Genomic DNA, 14,513 nt, shown 5'->3' with positions numbered 1-14,513 from the left:
TCGCGCGGCAGCGGTCGCTCAGCAGTCGTCGCCGTTGAGGCAGTAGACGGTGTAGGCGTGCTTGATGACCGGCAGGGCCACGTTGCGCACCCGGATGCCGCCGGGGGTGACGCCCTTCTCCGTGCCCGCGTGCGCGTGCCCGTGGATGAACAGGTCGGCGCCCTCCGCGTCCGCCGCCTCGGCCAGCATGTAGCTGCCGAGGAACGGATAGATCTCCGGAGGCTCGCCCATCAGCGTGTCCTTGACCGGGGAGTAGTGGCTGAGCACGATCTTGTGGTCGGCGTCCAGTTCCTTCAGCGCCCGCCGCCACCTCTCGGCGATGTCTTTGGTGTGCCGGACGAACGCCTTCGTCTCCGGCTCCCCGAACTCGCTGGCGCACTTCCCGGCGAAGCCGCCGCCGAAGCCCTTGCCGCCGGCCACTCCCAGCCGTACGCCGTCGACGGGGACCACGGTGCCCTCGTCGTCCAGCACGGTGATGCCCGCGTCCCGCAGGAGGTCGATGATCTCCTGGTTGTGGTCGGAGTGGTAGTCGTGGTTGCCGAGCACGGCGACCACCGGAATGGGCAGGCCGCTCAGTTCCTCGGCGACCACCCGGCCCTCGGCGATCGTGCCGTGCCTGGTGAGGTCGCCCCCCACGAGCAGCACGTCGGCGCGGCGCTCGATGCCCTCGATCTTCTTGCGATAGTGGCCGCGCAGGTCCTCGCCCAGGTGGATGTCCGCTACGGCGGCGATGCGCAACTCCGTCACAGGTGTTCCTCCTCTCCCGGCTCCCGCACCTCCACCAGACTGATCTCGTTGTGTACGTGCAGGCCCGGAGCAGCTTCGCGGGCGACGTTCTCGATCTGGTGCCGCCGCTCGTCGCAGGACACCTGCCCGCGCAGGTAGACCTGTTCTCCCCGCACGTCGACCCGGATGCCCAGCTCGGTGGTCCGTTCGTCCTCCGCGAGAGCCCGCTGCACGCGGGCCGCGACATAGTGCGGCGTCTCCATCTCTGAACCCCCTAGGCCTTTTAGATGAGCGCTGCCCGGAGCTTCCCTGGCGAAACCACTGGCCTTTCCCGGCGAAAACACTGGTTTGGCGGGCCCCAGGGGGTTAAGGTGGTTGATATTCCTGGTGCCTAAGACGCAGGTACCTCCTTGGCGTGAGCATGCCATGTTGGAGGAGCGTCTTGGGAACGTGCGACCAGTCTTCCCCCCGCCCTGAGAGAACCGCCGCGGGCACGGAACACATCGGCGTCGGCACCTGTCTCCCCCTCCTCTCCGACGGCTCCCACGCCGCGGCCTCCCCCCTGACGGCCGCCCCCGGCGACGCCCCTGCGGCGCGCGCCCTGCCGCTCACGGGCCCCGGGCCCGCCCTCCGCCCCTCGCCCGCAACGGCCCGCCGTACACGACCGGCTCCTGAGGCGCCCCCGGTCGCCGGGCCCGTTCACCTGGACTCCCTGACTCCCGAGCCGGGTACCCGCCACTGCCGCTCATGGAGGAACCCCCAGTGAAGATCGCTATGGTCTCGGAGCATGCCAACCCACTCGCCACGCTCGGCGGCGTCGACGCGGGCGGCCAGAACGTGCACGTCGCCGCGCTCGCCCGCGAACTCGCCCGAGCCGGCCACGAGGTCACCGTCTACACGCGCAAGGACCGTGAGGACCTCGCGGAAACCGTCGCCTTCGCCCCCGGTGTGGACGTCGTCCACGTCCCCGCGGGTCCCGCCTCCGTGATCCCCAAGGACGAGATCCTTCCCTGGGTCCCCCACTTCGGGAAGTGGCTGCACGACCGGTGGCTGTTCGACCGGCCCGACGTCGTGCACAGCCACTTCTGGATGAGCGGCCTGGCCGCGCTCGCTGCGGCGGAGAAGCTGCGGATTCCCGTCGTGCACACCTACCACGCTCTCGGCAGCGTCAAGCGGCGCCACCAGGGCCCGGCCGACACCAGCCCGCGCGACCGCGTGGAGGCCGAGGCCGAGATCGGGCGGCGCGTGGACGCCGTCATCGCGACCTGCGGCGACGAGGTGGACGAGCTGATCCGCCTGCGGGTGCCGCGCCGGACCGCACGGGTGGTCCCCTGCGGGGTGGACGTGACCGCCTTCAATCCCCACGTACGGCCGCTGGAGCGGCCGGGCCGCCCGCGCCTGCTGTCGGTGGGCCGGCTGGTGCCGCGCAAGGGCGTGGAGACCACGATCCTCGCCCTGCAGTACCTGAGGGACGCCGAACTGGTCGTCGCGGGCGGCCCCCCGGCGGCCGAACTGCACCGCGACCCCGAGGTGACCCGGCTGCGCTGGCTCGCGGCCCAGGCGGGGGTGTCCGACCGGGTCCGCTTCCTCGGCCGCGTCGAGCGCGACAGGCTCCCCGCGCTGATGCGCTCGGCCACCGCGGTCGTGTCCGTCCCGTGGTACGAGCCGTTCGGCATGGTGGCGCTGGAGGCGATGGCCTGCGGCGTCCCGGTCGTCGCCTCGGCCGTCGGCGGGCAGCGGGAGACCGTCGTCAACAACGTGACCGGCGTCCTCGTCCCGCCTCGTCGCCCCGCCGTGCTGGCCAGGGCGCTGCGCCGGCTGATCGACGACCCGGTGCGGCGCACGGCGTACGGCATCGCCGGGGCGGACCGCGCCCGGGCCAGGTACAACTGGGGCCGGATCGCCGGCGAGACCCTGGCCGCCTACGACCAGGTGCTGCCCGTCCGCCACCTCGACCGGAGCGCGTCGTGAGCGGCGTCGCCCCCCGGAGGTGAGCCGGTGACGTCCACGGCTCTCGTGCTGCGCTCCGACGGCATCGGCGGCTTACTCACCGTCGTGCCGGCGCTGCGCGCCCTGCGCCGGCACGGGCTGCGCGTCGTCCTCGCGTGCCCGCCGGAGCTGAGCGAACTGGCGGCGCTCACCGGCGCGGTGGACCGCATCCTGCCCGCCCGCGGGCTCGCGCCGCTGTCGTGGCCCGGTCCGGGCGAGGAGGACGCCGGGCATCCCCCGCTCCTGCCGGACCTCGCCGTGAACCTGCACGGCCGGGGGCCGCGCAGCCACCACGTCCTGCTGAACCTGCGGCACGAGGGCAGGGGCGTCGACCGCCTGTGGGCGTACGCCAACCGGGACGTGCCCTGGGTCAGGGGGCCGTGGTGGCAACCGGGCGAGCACGAGGTGCTGCGCTGGTGCCGCCTGCTGCGGTGGTACGGCGTGCCTGCCGACCCCGAGGACACGACGCTGCCCACGCCCCTGACGGCCAGCCCGGCGCCGGGGGCGGTCGTGATCCACCCGGGAGCGGGCGGCACGTCGCTGCGCTGGCCCGCGGAGCGCTTCGCCAAGGTGGCGCGGACGCTGGCGGACGACGGCCTGCCCGTCGTGATCACCGGGAGCCTGCGCGAGCGGCCGATGGCGCTGCTCGTGGCGACCCGGGCGGTGCTGCCGCCGCAGATCGTGCTGGCCGGCCGCACGTCGCTGCGGCAGTTGTGCGCGCTGGTCGCCGGGGCCCGCCTGGTGATCAGTGGCGACGTCGCGCTGACGCGGCTCGCGGCGGCCTACCGGACGCCCTCGGTGCTGGTGTCGCCTCCGGACGGCCGCCGGCACCCGCTGCTGCACGAGGCCGGGGACGCCGGGGCGATCTCGGCGACCCAGGTGATCGACGCCGCGGTACAGGCCCTCGGGGCGGGGGTGCGCTGACCGCCTCTCCTCTCGACGTGCCGCCTCGCGCGCGCGAGGCGGCCCCGGAAAGAACGACGGAGGCGGCCGCACGGTGGAGGCGGCCCGTTCGAGGCGGCCTCGTCCAGGCGGCCCCTTTAAGTGACAGGGGTCAGGCGGCCCGGCGGTCCTTGTGGCGCCGGCGCCGTGCCGACCGCTGTGCCGATCGCCGCGCCGATCGCCGGGACGGCGCCTGCCGCAGGAGGGCGATGACGGCCTGCTCGACCGGTCCGTGCGTGGCGAGCCCGCCTTCGGCGTCCTCGGCCAGCCGTTCGAGGGGGATGGTCCGGCCCTTCTCGTACAGCGCGACGAGACGCGGGTCCACGTAGGAGGCGCGGCACACCGACGGGGTGTTGCCGAGATACTCCGACACCTCCTTCATTACCCGGGACACCGCGCGCTTGCGGCCGGCGCCGCTGCGCACCGGCCGGGAGACGGCGAGCCCGACGGCCGCGAGCACGGTGGCGTGCCAGGTGCGGAAGTCCTTGGCCGAGACGTCGGAGCCGAAGGCGTCCCTGAGATAGGCGTTGATGTCGGCGCTGCGCACGTCCACCCACGCCCCCTCCCCCGTCTCGCCGGCCCCCTCACCGGCGCTCTCGTCGGCGCGGTACCGCAGCAGTTCGCCGCGGTGTCCCTTCGACAGCGCGGTCAGGACCTCGCAGACCTCGGCGTCGGCGAGCACCTGCTCCCGCTCCTTGCGGCCCTTGGCGAGATAGCGGCACACGACCCTGCCGTCGCCGCACTTCACGTGCGAGGTCCTGAGCGTGGCCAGGCCGTAGGAGTCGGTGTACTCCTCGCCGCCGACCCGGAAGAAGCCGATGTCGAGCATCCGGGCGGCCGTGGCCAGCACCCGTTCGCGGCCCAGCCCCTCGCCGCGCAGGTCCCGCGCGACCCGTTCCCGGAACGCGGGGAGGCGTTCGGCGATCTCCAGCACATGGTCGAACTTGGCCTCGTCCTGCTGCCTTCGCCACTCGTCGTGGTAGCGGTACTGTCGCCGGCCGGCGGAGTCGGTCCCCACCGCCTGCAGGTGGCCGTTCGGATGGGCGCAGATCCAGACGTCGGTCCAGGCCGGCGGTATCGCGAGGGCCCTGATCCGGAGCAGCGCGGCGCGGTCGCGCACGGGCCGGCCGGAGGCCCAGGTGTAGCTGAACCCGCGCCCCCGGCGGCGGCGCCTGATGCCCGGCTCGGCCGGATCGCTCGGCCGCAGCTCGACGGGCTTCGCCTGGAACACCTCGGCCGCGGCCGTGCTCATCGCAGCAGGTCCCAGGCCTGTTCGAGCACGTCGTCGACGCCGACGTCGGCGACCCAGGAGACGTCCCGGTGGCCGCACTCCCGCATGCCGTCCTTGGTCGCGCCCGCGCCGCAGACGGGGCAGCGCGACGTCCAGGAGATGAGCGGCCGGTTGTGGCCCCTGCTCAGCGGCCCCCAGTTGATCATGTTGCCGCACCAGTAGACGCCGACCGTGGGCGTGCCGGTCGCCGCGGCCAGGTGCCGTGGCCCGGTGTCGTTGGAGACGAGCAGGTCGCAGGCGGCGTACAGCGCGGTGAGGCCGCCGAGTGACAGCTCCCCGATCACGGCTCTCGCCGGGGCCTGCATCTGGGCGACGACCTTCTCGACGAGGTCGCGCTCCTCCTCGACGCCCGTCACCACCACCGGCCGGCCGAGCCGGTCGGCGACCTCCGCGAACCGCTCCGGGGGCCAGCGCCTGCGCCGGTCGCGCGCGCCGGGATGGATCGCCACCAGGCCGCGCGGCACCTTGCCCAGCACGCGGTTGAGCTCGGCCCAGTCCTCCCTGACGACCTCGACCCTCGGTTCGATCTCGCTGGTCGCCGCGCCGAGCAGGCCCGCGACCTCCAGGTAGCGCAGCGTCTCGTGCTGGTAGTGGACGTACGGCACCCAGCGGTCGAGCGGTTCGGCGTCGGGGGCGCGCAGCCCGGCGGTCAGCCGCGCGCCGAGGCGGCGGATGAACGGGTTGGAGTTGCGCCCGCCGCCGTGCATCTGGACGGCCAGGTCGAACCTGCGCTCGCGCAGGTGCTCGTACAGCTCCTCGGGGGCGGCGGACCCGTCCGCCGGGGAGGAGACGCCAGAGATGGGCGGCAGGGGCACGACCTCGTCCACCGGGCCGGGGCGGCCCCGCAGGAACTTCGCGTGCCACTCACGGCCCAGCAGAGTGATCTTCGCAGCCGGGTAGGCCCGGCGCAGCGCCCCGATCGCGGGCAGGGCCAGCAGCAGGTCGCCGAGCGCGTTGGCCCGCAGGACGGCGATCCGCTCGACGCCTTCGACGAGCAACGCGCTCATGGGCACGAACCTCTGGTTCCCCGCGTCCTCTCGTCCATCGGACACCCCCCATTCCGTCCGGCCCGCCGGCTGACCACCGGCGGGGCGCTCGTGTGGAGCGGTCTGCTCCCGGTTACCCCCGTGCCGGCCCGCCAAACCGAGCGGGCGCGCCTGGCGTGACTGTTGTTTTCCCTGCGTCCGCCGGGGTAGCCGCCCTGGTATGACGGAAGAGACGCTCAACCGCTTCGGTGAAGTCACAGCCGTCGTCGTCGGGGACGTGATGCTCGACTCGTGGCTGCGGGGGCGCACCAAGCGAATGGCCCAGGAGGCTCCGGTCCCGGTCGTGACCATCGAACGGATCGAGGACCAGCCGGGCGGCGCCGCCAACACGGCCGTGAACCTCGCCGCGCTCGGCGCGCGGGTCCACATGGTCGGCGTCACCGGCGCCGACCCCGCGGGGGCGACGCTCAACGCGACCCTGGGACGGCTCGACATCGAGGGCCTGGTCATCGTGCGGAGCCTGCGGACGCCCGTCAAGCGGCGGGTGCTGACGGACGGCCAGATCGTGGCCCGGTACGACGAGGAGGACGACGCGCCGCTGCCCGAGGCGGCGGAACGCGAGCTCATCGACGAGATCACCCGGCTGGCGGCGCACGCGGACGTCATCGTCGCCTGCGACTACGGCGGCGGCGTCTGCACCCCGGCCGTACGCCGGCTGCTGTGCGAGCTCAGCGCCGACCGGAGCGCGGGCTCCCGGGGGGCGCCGGTCCTCGTGGTGGACGCCCACGACGTGGCGGCCTGGCGGGAGTGCCGCCCCAAGGCCGTGCTGCCCAACTACGCCGAGATCGTGCGGCTGCTCGGCGAGGGCGGTGACCACGACCGGGTCGCCTTCCTGTCCGCGCGGTCGGAGGAGATCGTCGAGGCCACCGGCGCGGAACTGGTGGTCACCACCCTGGACGGCCAGGGCACCCTCCTGCACCGGCGCGGCCGGGAGCCGCATCGCACCTTCGCGAGCCCCGCGCCCGACACGATGAGCATCGGCGCGGGCGACACGTTCACCGCCGCGTTCTCCCTGAGCCTCGCGGCCGGCGCCGGGCCGGAGCGGGCCGCCGACATCGCGCAGGCCGCGGCGAGCGTGGTGGTACGCCGCCCGGGCACCGCCGTGTGCACCCGTGAGGACCTGGTGCAGGCGCTGCGCCCCGACGTCGCGCTGCCGCCCGGGCGGCTGGCCGCCTGCCTGGAGCGCGACCGCGCCGAGGGCAGGCGCGTCGTGTTCACCAACGGCTGCTTCGACGTGCTGCACCGAGGCCACGTGGCCTGTCTGGAGGAGGCCGCCCGGCTCGGCGACGTGCTGGTCGTGGCGGTCAACGGCGACGCCGGGGTGGCCCGGCTGAAGGGCCCGGGACGGCCGATCAACCGCTGCGAGGACCGGGTCGCGGTGCTCGCAGCGATGGGCTGCGTCGACTACATCACCGTCTTCGACGAGGACAGCCCGGTCGAGCTGCTGCGGATGGTCCGGCCGGACGTGTACGTCAAGGGCGGCGACTACCACCCTGACCTGCTGCCCGAGGCCGACCTGGTCAGGGAGCTCGGCGGCGAGGTGCGGGTGCTCGGGTACGTCCCGGACAGGTCGACGACCGCGATAGTGAACCGGATTCGAGGGTAGGGGGCCGTTCATGACCGAAGAACAACGTTCGCCGACCGGAAAGCCCATGGTCGAGGCGACCCCGATGGACGTTATCTACGTCCGCATCGGGTCGTTCGCTCTGGTCTTCTGCTTCGCCGTGCTGGTGCTCTCCTTCGTCGGCCGCCTGTGGTGGCTGACGGGGGTCGTCCTGGCGATCATGGCGGTCGTCGGGACCGCCATGCTCCTCGCCGTGCGCAGGCAGAAGAGACTCGGCGGCGGGCCGCAATCGAGAGGATGACGAGGTGAGCCTGCGGGGCAAGGTCGTGGTGGTGACCGGGGCGAGCGGCGGGGTGGGCCGCGCCGTGGTCAGGCAGCTCGGAGCCGAGGGCGCGAAGGTCGCCCTCGTGGCACGCGGGGAGGCGGGCCTGGCGGGCGCCGCCGTCGACGTCGGAGCCGAGGGCGGGACCGCCAAGGTCTTCGCCGCGGACGTCTCCGACTACGACCAGGTCCGCGCGGCCGCCCAGCAGGCCGAGGCCGAGCTCGGGCCGATCGACGTCTGGATCAACATCGCGTTCACGACGGTCTTCGCGCCGTTCCTCCAGATCACCCCGGAGGAGTACGAACGTGAGACCAAGGTGACCTATCTCGGCTACGTGTGGGGCACCCGCGTGGCCCTGGAGCTGATGAAACCACGGGACAAGGGCGCGATCGTGCAGGCGGGCTCGGCCCTGGCCTACCGGTCGATCCCGCTGCAGTCGGCGTACTGCGGGGCCAAGCACGCCATCAGCGGCTTCACCGAGTCGGTGCGGACGGAGCTGCTCGCCGAGGACTCCGGCGTGAAGATCACGATGGTGCAGCTGCCGGCCCTGAACACCCCGCAGTTCGACTGGGGGCTGAACCGGATGCGGCGCCACGCCCAGCCGGTGCCGCCGATCTACCAGCCGGAGGTGGCGGCACGGGCGATCGTCCACGCCGCCGAGCACCCGGAGCGGAAGGAGTACTGGGTCGGCGGGATGACCGCGGCCACGATCATGGGGCAGCGGGCGGTGCCCGCCCTGCTCGACCGCTACCTCGCCAGGACCGGCGTCAAGTCGCAGCTCACCACCGAGAAGGCGCCGACCGGCGTCTCCAACCTGTGGGAGCCGGCCGACGAGGACAAGGACTACGGCGCGCACGGCGGTTTCGACCGGCGTTCGCACGGCCGGAGCGCGCAGCTGTGGATGTCGCAGCACCGCGGCCTGGTCGCCGCCGCCGCCCTCGGGGCCGCCGCCGTCGCCGGTATCGGGCTGCGCCGCCGCTGACCGCAGAGCCGTAACTTACAAGAAAACACTGATTTATCGGGTACGCCCCATTTCTGGCGATACGAAGGGGCGTACCCGGGTAGTCGAGGACGATGGACGAGCTTGACTACCGGTTCCTGTGCGAACTCGCGGCCCAGCTCCGGGTGGACTCGGTGCGGGCCGCCGCTGCCGCCGGCTCGGGGCACCCGACGTCCTCGATGTCGGCGGCCGAGCTGATGGCCGTACTGCTCGCGCGGCAGCTCCGCGTGGACGTCGAGAACCCGGCCGACCCGGCGAACGACCACCTGGTCTTCTCCAAGGGGCACGCCTCCCCTCTCCTCTACGCCATGCTCAAGGCTATGGGCGTCGTGTCCGACGAGGAACTGCTGACCTTCCGCAGGCGCGGCAGCCGTCTGGAGGGGCATCCGACGCCGGATGTGCCGTTCGTCGACGTGGCCACCGGTTCGCTGGGATTCGGACTGCCCGTCGGCGTGGGGCTCGCGCTGGCGGCGCGGCGGCTGGACCGGCTGCCGAACCACGTGTGGGTGCTGTGCGGCGACAGCGAGCTCGCCGAGGGATCGATGTGGGAGGCCTTCGAGCACGCCGGGCACGAGGGACTGAACAACCTCACGGTGATCGTCGACGTGAACCGGCTCGGCCAGCGTGGCCCCACCCGGCACGGCTGGGACCTCGCCGCGTACGCCGCCAGGCTCGGCGCCTTCGGCTGGCACACCATCGAGATCGACGGCCACGACCCCGGCCAGATCGACTTCGCCCTCGCGGACGCCCGGGCCACCCGGCGCCGCCCGACCGCGATCATCGCCAGGACCTGCAAGGGCCGCGGAGTGTCGGCGGTCGAGGACCGCGAGGGCAAGCACGGCAAGCCACTGGCCGACGCCGAGCAGGCGCTCGGCGAGCTCGGCGGCCCCCGCTCGCTGACCGTGCCGATGACCCCGCCCGCCTCGCAGGGCGTGCCGTACCGGTACGCCGACGGACCGCTCGTCCTGCCCAAGTACGAGCTGGGCGAGGAGGTGGCGACGCGGACCGCCTTCGGCGAGGCCCTGGCCGCGCTCGGCACGGCCCGGGGCGACGTGGTCGCGCTCGACGGCGAGGTGGCCGACTCGACGAAGCTGGAGACGTTCGCCGAAGCGCATCCGGAGCGCTTCTTCGAGTTCTACATCGCCGAGCAGCAGATGGTGGCGGCCGCGACCGGCATGCAGGCGCGCGGCTGGACCCCGTACGTCGCGACGTTCGCCGCCTTCCTGACCAGGGCGTACGACTTCGTCCGGATGGCCGCGGTGAGCCGGGCCGGGCTCTGCCTCGTCGGCTCGCACGGCGGCGTGTCCATCGGCGAGGACGGCCCCTCCCAGATGGGCCTGGAGGACCTCGCGGCCTTCCGCGCGGTGCACGGCAGCACCGTGCTGTATCCGTGCGACGCGAACCAGACGGCCCGGCTGGTCGCGGACATGGCCGGCCTGGAGGGCATCCGCTATCTCCGCACCACCAGGGGCGAGACCCCGGTGATCTACGGGCCGGACGAGGAGTTCCCGGTGGGCGGGTGCAAGGTCCTGCGGACCGGCGGCCAGGCGACGATCGTGGCCGCGGGCGTCACCGTGCACGAGGCCCTGGCCGCCGCCGACCTGCTCGCCGGGGACGGCGTCTCCGTCACCGTAATCGACGCCTACTCCGTCAAGCCGCTCGACTCGCCTGAACTGGTCGCGATGGCTACCGCCACGGGCAGGGTCGTCACGGTGGAGGACCACTGGCCGGAGGGCGGGCTGGGCGACGCCGTGCTCTCGGCGCTCGCGGAGAACCCGGTGCCGGTGCGCAAGCTGGCCGTGGCGCGGATGCCCGGAAGCGCGGGCTCCGCGGAACAGCTCCGGGACGCCGGCATCGACAGGACCGCCATCCGCGAGGCCGTCCTCGCCATGCTCCCCTGACGTCCGTTACACGTGGAAGCGCCGCCGGACCGTGGCCCCTGAGGGCGGTCCGGCGGCGCGGTTTCCGTGTTCATCGTTGTATGAGCTGGTCCCGCGGCGCTGTCAGCGGGCCTTGGCGGTCGCCCTGCGGTTGGCCTTCTTGATGGCGTCGACCAGCTCGTCCTTGGTCATCTTGGAGCGGCCCGGGATGCCGAGTCGGCTGGCGACGTCGTACAGGTGCTGCTTGGACGCGTTGGCGTCGACGCCCTCGGCGGTCTCGCCCTGCTTGGGCGTGCTCTTCCTCGCCTGCTCGTCCGACGGCCCGCGCCCCTTCTTCTTCTCCCAGTGGTCGCCCACCTTCTCGAAGGAGTGCTTGAGCGCGGAGAACGCCGTGCGGTGGGCGCGCTCGCCCTCGCCGTACGTCTCGACGGCGGAGTCGTGCGCCTTGATCCAGGTCTCCTGGGCCTCCTTGGGCGAGCGCTCCAGGGTCGAGGGCAGTTCCTTACGTCCCGGCATGTCCATGCCTCCCTTCAGACCATCAGAAGTCGGGCGGGGGGATCAGATGGGGTCGTCGTAGCGCCGCTCCTCGTACACCTGACGGCGAGTGGTGGTGGCGTCGAGGGGGGCGGCGGCGGTGACGGTGGTCCGGCGGCGCAGCGTCGTCATGCGCCAGATCCCGAAGAGCAGCCCGGCCAGGCCGCCCACCATCAGGATCACTCCGATGACCTGGATGTCGAGACCCGCGATCGTGAAGTCGACCGCCCAGGTGAGGATGGCCCCCAACATGATGAGGATGATGCTTCCGGCGATGGTCATGGCTTCCTCCTTCGCCTTGTGCTCTATCCCCTCCACGGATTCCAAACGTCGCATGCCGGTGGGCGTATGGGGCAGCATGGCCAACATGACCGATACCCCCGTCGTGGTCATGGGACTCATGGGCGCGGGCAAAAGCACCGTCGCACGGTTGCTCGCCGCCGCCCTCGACCGCCCCATGCGCGACAGCGACGCCGATCTCGAAGCCAGGTACGGCACGACCGCCGCGGTGATCGCGGCGGATCTGGGCCCCGACGAGCTGCACGCGCGCGAGGCGCTGGTGCTGCGGGACGCGCTGACGGACGACCGGTCACCGGTGATCGCCGCCGCGGCCAGCACGGTCGAGGACCCCGAGACGCGCAACGCGCTGGCCCCCGCCTTCGTGGTGTTCCTCGACGGCCCGCCCGAGGTCCTCGCCGAGCGGATGAAGTCGAGCCCCCACCGGCCGCATTTCAAGCCCGACCTGGTGCGCATGCTGACCGAGCAGCGCGACCTGCGGCTGCCGGGCTTCCAGGAGGTGGCGGACCTGACACTCGACCCCGCCGCGCACACGCCCGAGGAGATCGCGGACGCCGTGCTGGCCCATCTGGACGGGGCGCGGATCTCCGGAGCGTCCGAGAAACGGTGAGGGGGACGGCGAGGCGGACGGCTGGGCGTCCGGGGTCAGCAGACGGCGATGCGTGACTGGTGCGGAACGACGGGCAGCAGCGACCGGCTGCCCGTCCCGGCCAGGAACCAGACGGTCTTGCCGCCCCGGCCCGCGGCGGCCACGCCCCAGTCGTCGGCGAGCTCGTCCACGATGAGCAGCCCCCGGCCGCTCACCGACTCCGGGTCGGCGTCACGCTGGCACGGCACTCCGTCGCCCTGGTCGAACACCTCGCCGTACACCCAGCAGCCGTTGCTGCCGAGCCGGAGAGTGAAGACGTTGCCGCCGTGCCGCACGACGTTGGAGGCGAGCTCGCTCACGATCAGACAGCAGTCGTCGACCAGCGCGTCCAGGCCCCATCGGCCGAGCTCACGACGGACGAGGGAGCGCGCGGTCGCGACACTCGCGCCGACGGCGGGCAGGAGGCACTCGGCGGTCCAGACGGGGGCCGGGTCAACCGGCGCCGCACCGAAGGGGAGAGACACGCGCGCCTCCTTAAGGCTATGGGAGCGCTCCCACGACTCAAGATACGGGACACAACGTGGTCGTGTGAATTCAAAGAAACAAGATTGTTTCCGGTCAATGCCCGATCTGTGATGCGTGCGGAGACCGCGACGGCGGCGTGACCGGCCTTCCGGCGCCGTCGCCGCAGCTAGGGGCGCGGACTACGGGAGCGCGGGGCGACCGGCCGCCGCGCCGGTGTCCGCGCGGGCCTCGGGAGTGGTCATGAAAGTAGCTGAAATCAGCCACTTCCGTCTCTTCCGTTTGGCGCGGACCGGAATCCCGCCGTGCCGTGTCGTGCCCGCTCCGGAGGCGTGCGGCCTCTCCGGCCGGCCGGTCAGGCTCCGGCCGCGGGCAGGGCGGTGATCCCCCACCGGTGGGTGGCCCGCTCGCCCGGGGCCAGGCGCACCAGGCACTCCCCGCTCGCGAAGGCGTTCGGCGGGCAGCTCATCGGCTCGACCGCGACCCCCGAGCGCCGGTAGGGCGCGGCGAGCGTGTCACCGGTGAAGACCTGGAGCCACTCGATGCCCGGCCCGCCCCACAGCTCCACGCCCCGGGAGCCGTCGGCGGTCCTGAGCCGTGCCCGCACCAAGCCGCCGGCGTCGCGCTCCAGGTTCGTGAAGGGCGTGTCGAGCACGGTGCCGCCGACGCGGCGTCCCGCCCGGAAGTCGTACTCGGTGCCCTCGACCGTCCGGCGGCCGACCGGGATCTGCTGCTCGTCCACAGGCGTCCACTCGGCCGCGGGCAGTTCCAGCACGGCGTCGTCCGCCGTGCCGTGCCCGGCGTCATGGCCCGCGTCGTGCCCGGTTTCTACGGCCTCCTCGCCGAGCGTCAGGTAGGGATGCGCCCCCATGCCGTACGGCGCGACGCCCTCCCCCACGTTGACCGCCGACACCTCGACCTCCAGGCCCGCCTCACCCAGCGCGTACGACGCCGTGAGGTCGAGCACGTGCGGATAACCGGGCTGGGGGAACAGCCGCAGCCCGAGGCGGACCGAGGTCTCGCCGGCGTCGAGGACCGTCCAGGGCAGCAGGCGGGTGAAGCCGTGCGCGGCGTTGCCGGTCCGCGGCTCGGTGATCGCGAGCTGCCGCGTATCGCCATCGGCGTCGTACCGGCCGTTCCTGACCCGGTTCGGCCACGGGAGCAGCAGTTGGCCGGCGCCGCCCACGGGGGACTTACCCTCCGGGTACGACATGACGAGGGGCCGGTCCCGGAACGTGAGGGCACGAAGGCCCGCGCCCACCTCGGTGACGATCGCCCGGTAGCCGTGCGCGGCGATGACGTGCTGCGTACCGGTCGGGGGGACGGGTCGGCGGTCCACCGGTTCTGTCATGAAACCGATCTTCCCCCCCCGTTTTCCCACTAATCCCACCAGACCCGCACCCGCCCCGCCCTGCCCCTGGCCCGCACCCCGCCCGGCCGTCACGGCTCTCACGGCTGTCAGGAGGAGGGGAGCGGCTGGCCCGCCAGGCCTTCCTGGACCATGAGAAGCGCGCGCAGCTCGTCCGCGCTCTCCCCGCAGGCGGTCATGATCAGCCCCCGGTCCATCTCGATCCTGGACAGCGACCGCGTCATGCGGGTCGCGTACCAGCGGCCGGCGTCGCTTCTCCAGACCGACCAGCGGCCGGCGTACTCGCTGCTCAGTTGTCTGTACGCAGCGTCCTCGGCGGAGAACCGCACTCGTCACCACCTCCAGGCTCGGTGCCGGGACACAACGATGTGCTCGTCCGGACACGATTGGTAGTGAGAGGCCATCTCCCCCATCCGGAGGGCCCGCCACCGCGGCCCGGGTG

The 14,513-nt window shown here is 72.8% G+C and carries 16 protein-coding genes; 7 read left to right on the top strand and 9 right to left on the bottom strand.

The window, feature by feature from the left end; all coding sequences use genetic code 11:
- Positions 1–18: 18 nt before the first annotated feature.
- Both FED44_RS31190 and FED44_RS31185 read right to left on the bottom strand, forming a co-directional pair.
- Positions 19–747, bottom strand: coding sequence for a metallophosphoesterase family protein (locus tag FED44_RS31190; RefSeq protein ID WP_208759273.1), 729 nt, complete (start codon positions 745–747; stop codon positions 19–21).
- Positions 744–989: a BON domain-containing protein gene (locus FED44_RS31185; RefSeq protein ID WP_117408470.1), complete on the bottom strand. Its 246-nt coding sequence runs from the start codon at positions 987–989 to the stop codon at positions 744–746. The genes FED44_RS31190 and FED44_RS31185 overlap by 4 nt, the downstream gene beginning before the upstream one ends.
- Positions 990–1,488: 499 nt before the next feature.
- Here FED44_RS31185 and FED44_RS31180 point away from each other — a divergent pair, with 499 nt between their 5' ends.
- Together FED44_RS31180 and FED44_RS31175 are read left to right on the top strand one after the other, a co-directional pair.
- Positions 1,489–2,697: a glycosyltransferase gene (locus tag FED44_RS31180; RefSeq protein ID WP_138462911.1), complete on the top strand. Its 1,209-nt coding sequence runs from the start codon at positions 1,489–1,491 to the stop codon at positions 2,695–2,697.
- A 27-nt stretch (positions 2,698–2,724) separates the two neighbouring features.
- On the top strand, positions 2,725–3,639 hold the full coding sequence (locus FED44_RS31175; RefSeq protein ID WP_117408468.1) for a glycosyltransferase family 9 protein: 915 nt from the start codon (positions 2,725–2,727) through the stop codon (positions 3,637–3,639).
- Between the two features lie 130 nt (positions 3,640–3,769).
- On the opposite strand, the gene FED44_RS31170 is transcribed toward FED44_RS31175, so the two are convergent.
- Both FED44_RS31170 and FED44_RS31165 read right to left on the bottom strand, forming a co-directional pair.
- A complete protein-coding gene (locus tag FED44_RS31170) occupies positions 3,770–4,909 on the bottom strand; it encodes a DNA topoisomerase IB (protein WP_138462910.1) in 1,140 nt (379 codons plus the stop codon).
- Entirely contained in the window at positions 4,906–5,955 is a 1,050-nt protein-coding gene (locus FED44_RS31165; protein WP_117408466.1) for a glycosyltransferase family 9 protein, read from the bottom strand. Before FED44_RS31165 ends, FED44_RS31170 begins: the two co-directional genes overlap by 4 nt.
- Positions 5,956–6,154: 199 nt before the next feature.
- Between FED44_RS31165 and rfaE2 the strand changes: the two genes are divergently transcribed.
- From rfaE2 to FED44_RS31145, 4 genes are all read left to right on the top strand, one after another.
- Positions 6,155–7,600: a D-glycero-beta-D-manno-heptose 1-phosphate adenylyltransferase gene (rfaE2, locus tag FED44_RS31160; RefSeq protein WP_117408465.1), complete on the top strand. Its 1,446-nt coding sequence runs from the start codon at positions 6,155–6,157 to the stop codon at positions 7,598–7,600.
- A 10-nt stretch (positions 7,601–7,610) separates the two neighbouring features.
- Positions 7,611–7,859, top strand: coding sequence for a hypothetical protein (locus tag FED44_RS31155; RefSeq protein WP_133306076.1), 249 nt, complete (start codon positions 7,611–7,613; stop codon positions 7,857–7,859).
- Between the two features lie 10 nt (positions 7,860–7,869).
- Entirely contained in the window at positions 7,870–8,862 is a 993-nt protein-coding gene (locus FED44_RS31150) for an SDR family oxidoreductase (RefSeq protein WP_138462951.1), read from the top strand.
- Positions 8,863–8,954: 92 nt separating this feature from the next.
- On the top strand, positions 8,955–10,781 hold the full coding sequence (locus FED44_RS31145) for a transketolase (protein WP_138462909.1): 1,827 nt from the start codon (positions 8,955–8,957) through the stop codon (positions 10,779–10,781).
- Between the two features lie 102 nt (positions 10,782–10,883).
- Here the strand turns inward: FED44_RS31145 and FED44_RS31140 are convergent, their stop codons facing one another.
- Both FED44_RS31140 and FED44_RS31135 read right to left on the bottom strand, forming a co-directional pair.
- Positions 10,884–11,276, bottom strand: coding sequence for a ChaB family protein (locus FED44_RS31140; protein ID WP_138462908.1), 393 nt, complete (start codon positions 11,274–11,276; stop codon positions 10,884–10,886).
- A gap of 42 nt (positions 11,277–11,318) precedes the next feature.
- Positions 11,319–11,576: a DUF6458 family protein gene (locus tag FED44_RS31135; protein WP_117408497.1), complete on the bottom strand. Its 258-nt coding sequence runs from the start codon at positions 11,574–11,576 to the stop codon at positions 11,319–11,321.
- Between the two features lie 85 nt (positions 11,577–11,661).
- Here FED44_RS31135 and FED44_RS31130 point away from each other — a divergent pair, with 85 nt between their 5' ends.
- On the top strand, positions 11,662–12,201 hold the full coding sequence (locus FED44_RS31130) for a shikimate kinase (RefSeq protein WP_208759272.1): 540 nt from the start codon (positions 11,662–11,664) through the stop codon (positions 12,199–12,201).
- A gap of 35 nt (positions 12,202–12,236) precedes the next feature.
- On the opposite strand, the gene FED44_RS31125 is transcribed toward FED44_RS31130, so the two are convergent.
- The 3 genes from FED44_RS31125 to FED44_RS36130 form a co-directional block, all read right to left on the bottom strand.
- Positions 12,237–12,704 (bottom strand): ATP-binding protein, encoded by a 468-nt coding sequence (locus tag FED44_RS31125; RefSeq protein WP_165900797.1) that lies wholly within the window; start codon positions 12,702–12,704, stop codon positions 12,237–12,239.
- A 353-nt stretch (positions 12,705–13,057) separates the two neighbouring features.
- Positions 13,058–14,053, bottom strand: a complete 996-nt coding sequence (locus FED44_RS31120; protein ID WP_167521640.1) for an aldose 1-epimerase family protein — start codon at positions 14,051–14,053, stop codon at positions 13,058–13,060.
- A gap of 107 nt (positions 14,054–14,160) precedes the next feature.
- Positions 14,161–14,400 carry a hypothetical protein gene (locus FED44_RS36130; protein WP_117408459.1) on the bottom strand — a complete coding sequence of 80 codons (240 nt, stop codon included), beginning with the start codon at positions 14,398–14,400 and terminating at the stop codon, positions 14,161–14,163.
- Positions 14,401–14,513: the final 113 nt, after the last annotated feature.

Source organism: Microbispora triticiradicis (genome assembly GCF_005864065.1).
GTDB classification, from domain to species: Bacteria; Actinomycetota; Actinomycetes; order Streptosporangiales; family Streptosporangiaceae; genus Microbispora; species Microbispora triticiradicis.
Note: the sequence above shows the minus strand (reverse complement) of the source record. Positions and strands in the feature narration are given on the sequence as shown.

Bases quoted from the DNA above. Each gene is read 5' to 3' on its own strand.
- FED44_RS31140 (WP_138462908.1), bottom strand. From the start codon at position 11,276: ATGCCGGGACGTAAGGAACTGCCCTCGACCCTGGAGCGCTCGCCCAAG.
- FED44_RS31130 (WP_208759272.1), top strand. From the start codon at position 11,662: ATGACCGATACCCCCGTCGTGGTCATGGGACTCATGGGCGCGGGCAAA.
- FED44_RS31145 (WP_138462909.1), top strand. From the start codon at position 8,955: ATGGACGAGCTTGACTACCGGTTCCTGTGCGAACTCGCGGCCCAGCTC.
- rfaE2 (WP_117408465.1), top strand. From the start codon at position 6,155: ATGACGGAAGAGACGCTCAACCGCTTCGGTGAAGTCACAGCCGTCGTC.
- FED44_RS31135 (WP_117408497.1), bottom strand. From the start codon at position 11,576: ATGACCATCGCCGGAAGCATCATCCTCATCATGTTGGGGGCCATCCTC.
- FED44_RS31120 (WP_167521640.1), bottom strand. From the start codon at position 14,053: ATGACAGAACCGGTGGACCGCCGACCCGTCCCCCCGACCGGTACGCAG.
- FED44_RS31155 (WP_133306076.1), top strand. From the start codon at position 7,611: ATGACCGAAGAACAACGTTCGCCGACCGGAAAGCCCATGGTCGAGGCG.
- FED44_RS31165 (WP_117408466.1), bottom strand. From the start codon at position 5,955: ATGAGCGCGTTGCTCGTCGAAGGCGTCGAGCGGATCGCCGTCCTGCGG.
- FED44_RS31185 (WP_117408470.1), bottom strand. From the start codon at position 989: ATGGAGACGCCGCACTATGTCGCGGCCCGCGTGCAGCGGGCTCTCGCG.
- FED44_RS31170 (WP_138462910.1), bottom strand. From the start codon at position 4,909: ATGAGCACGGCCGCGGCCGAGGTGTTCCAGGCGAAGCCCGTCGAGCTG.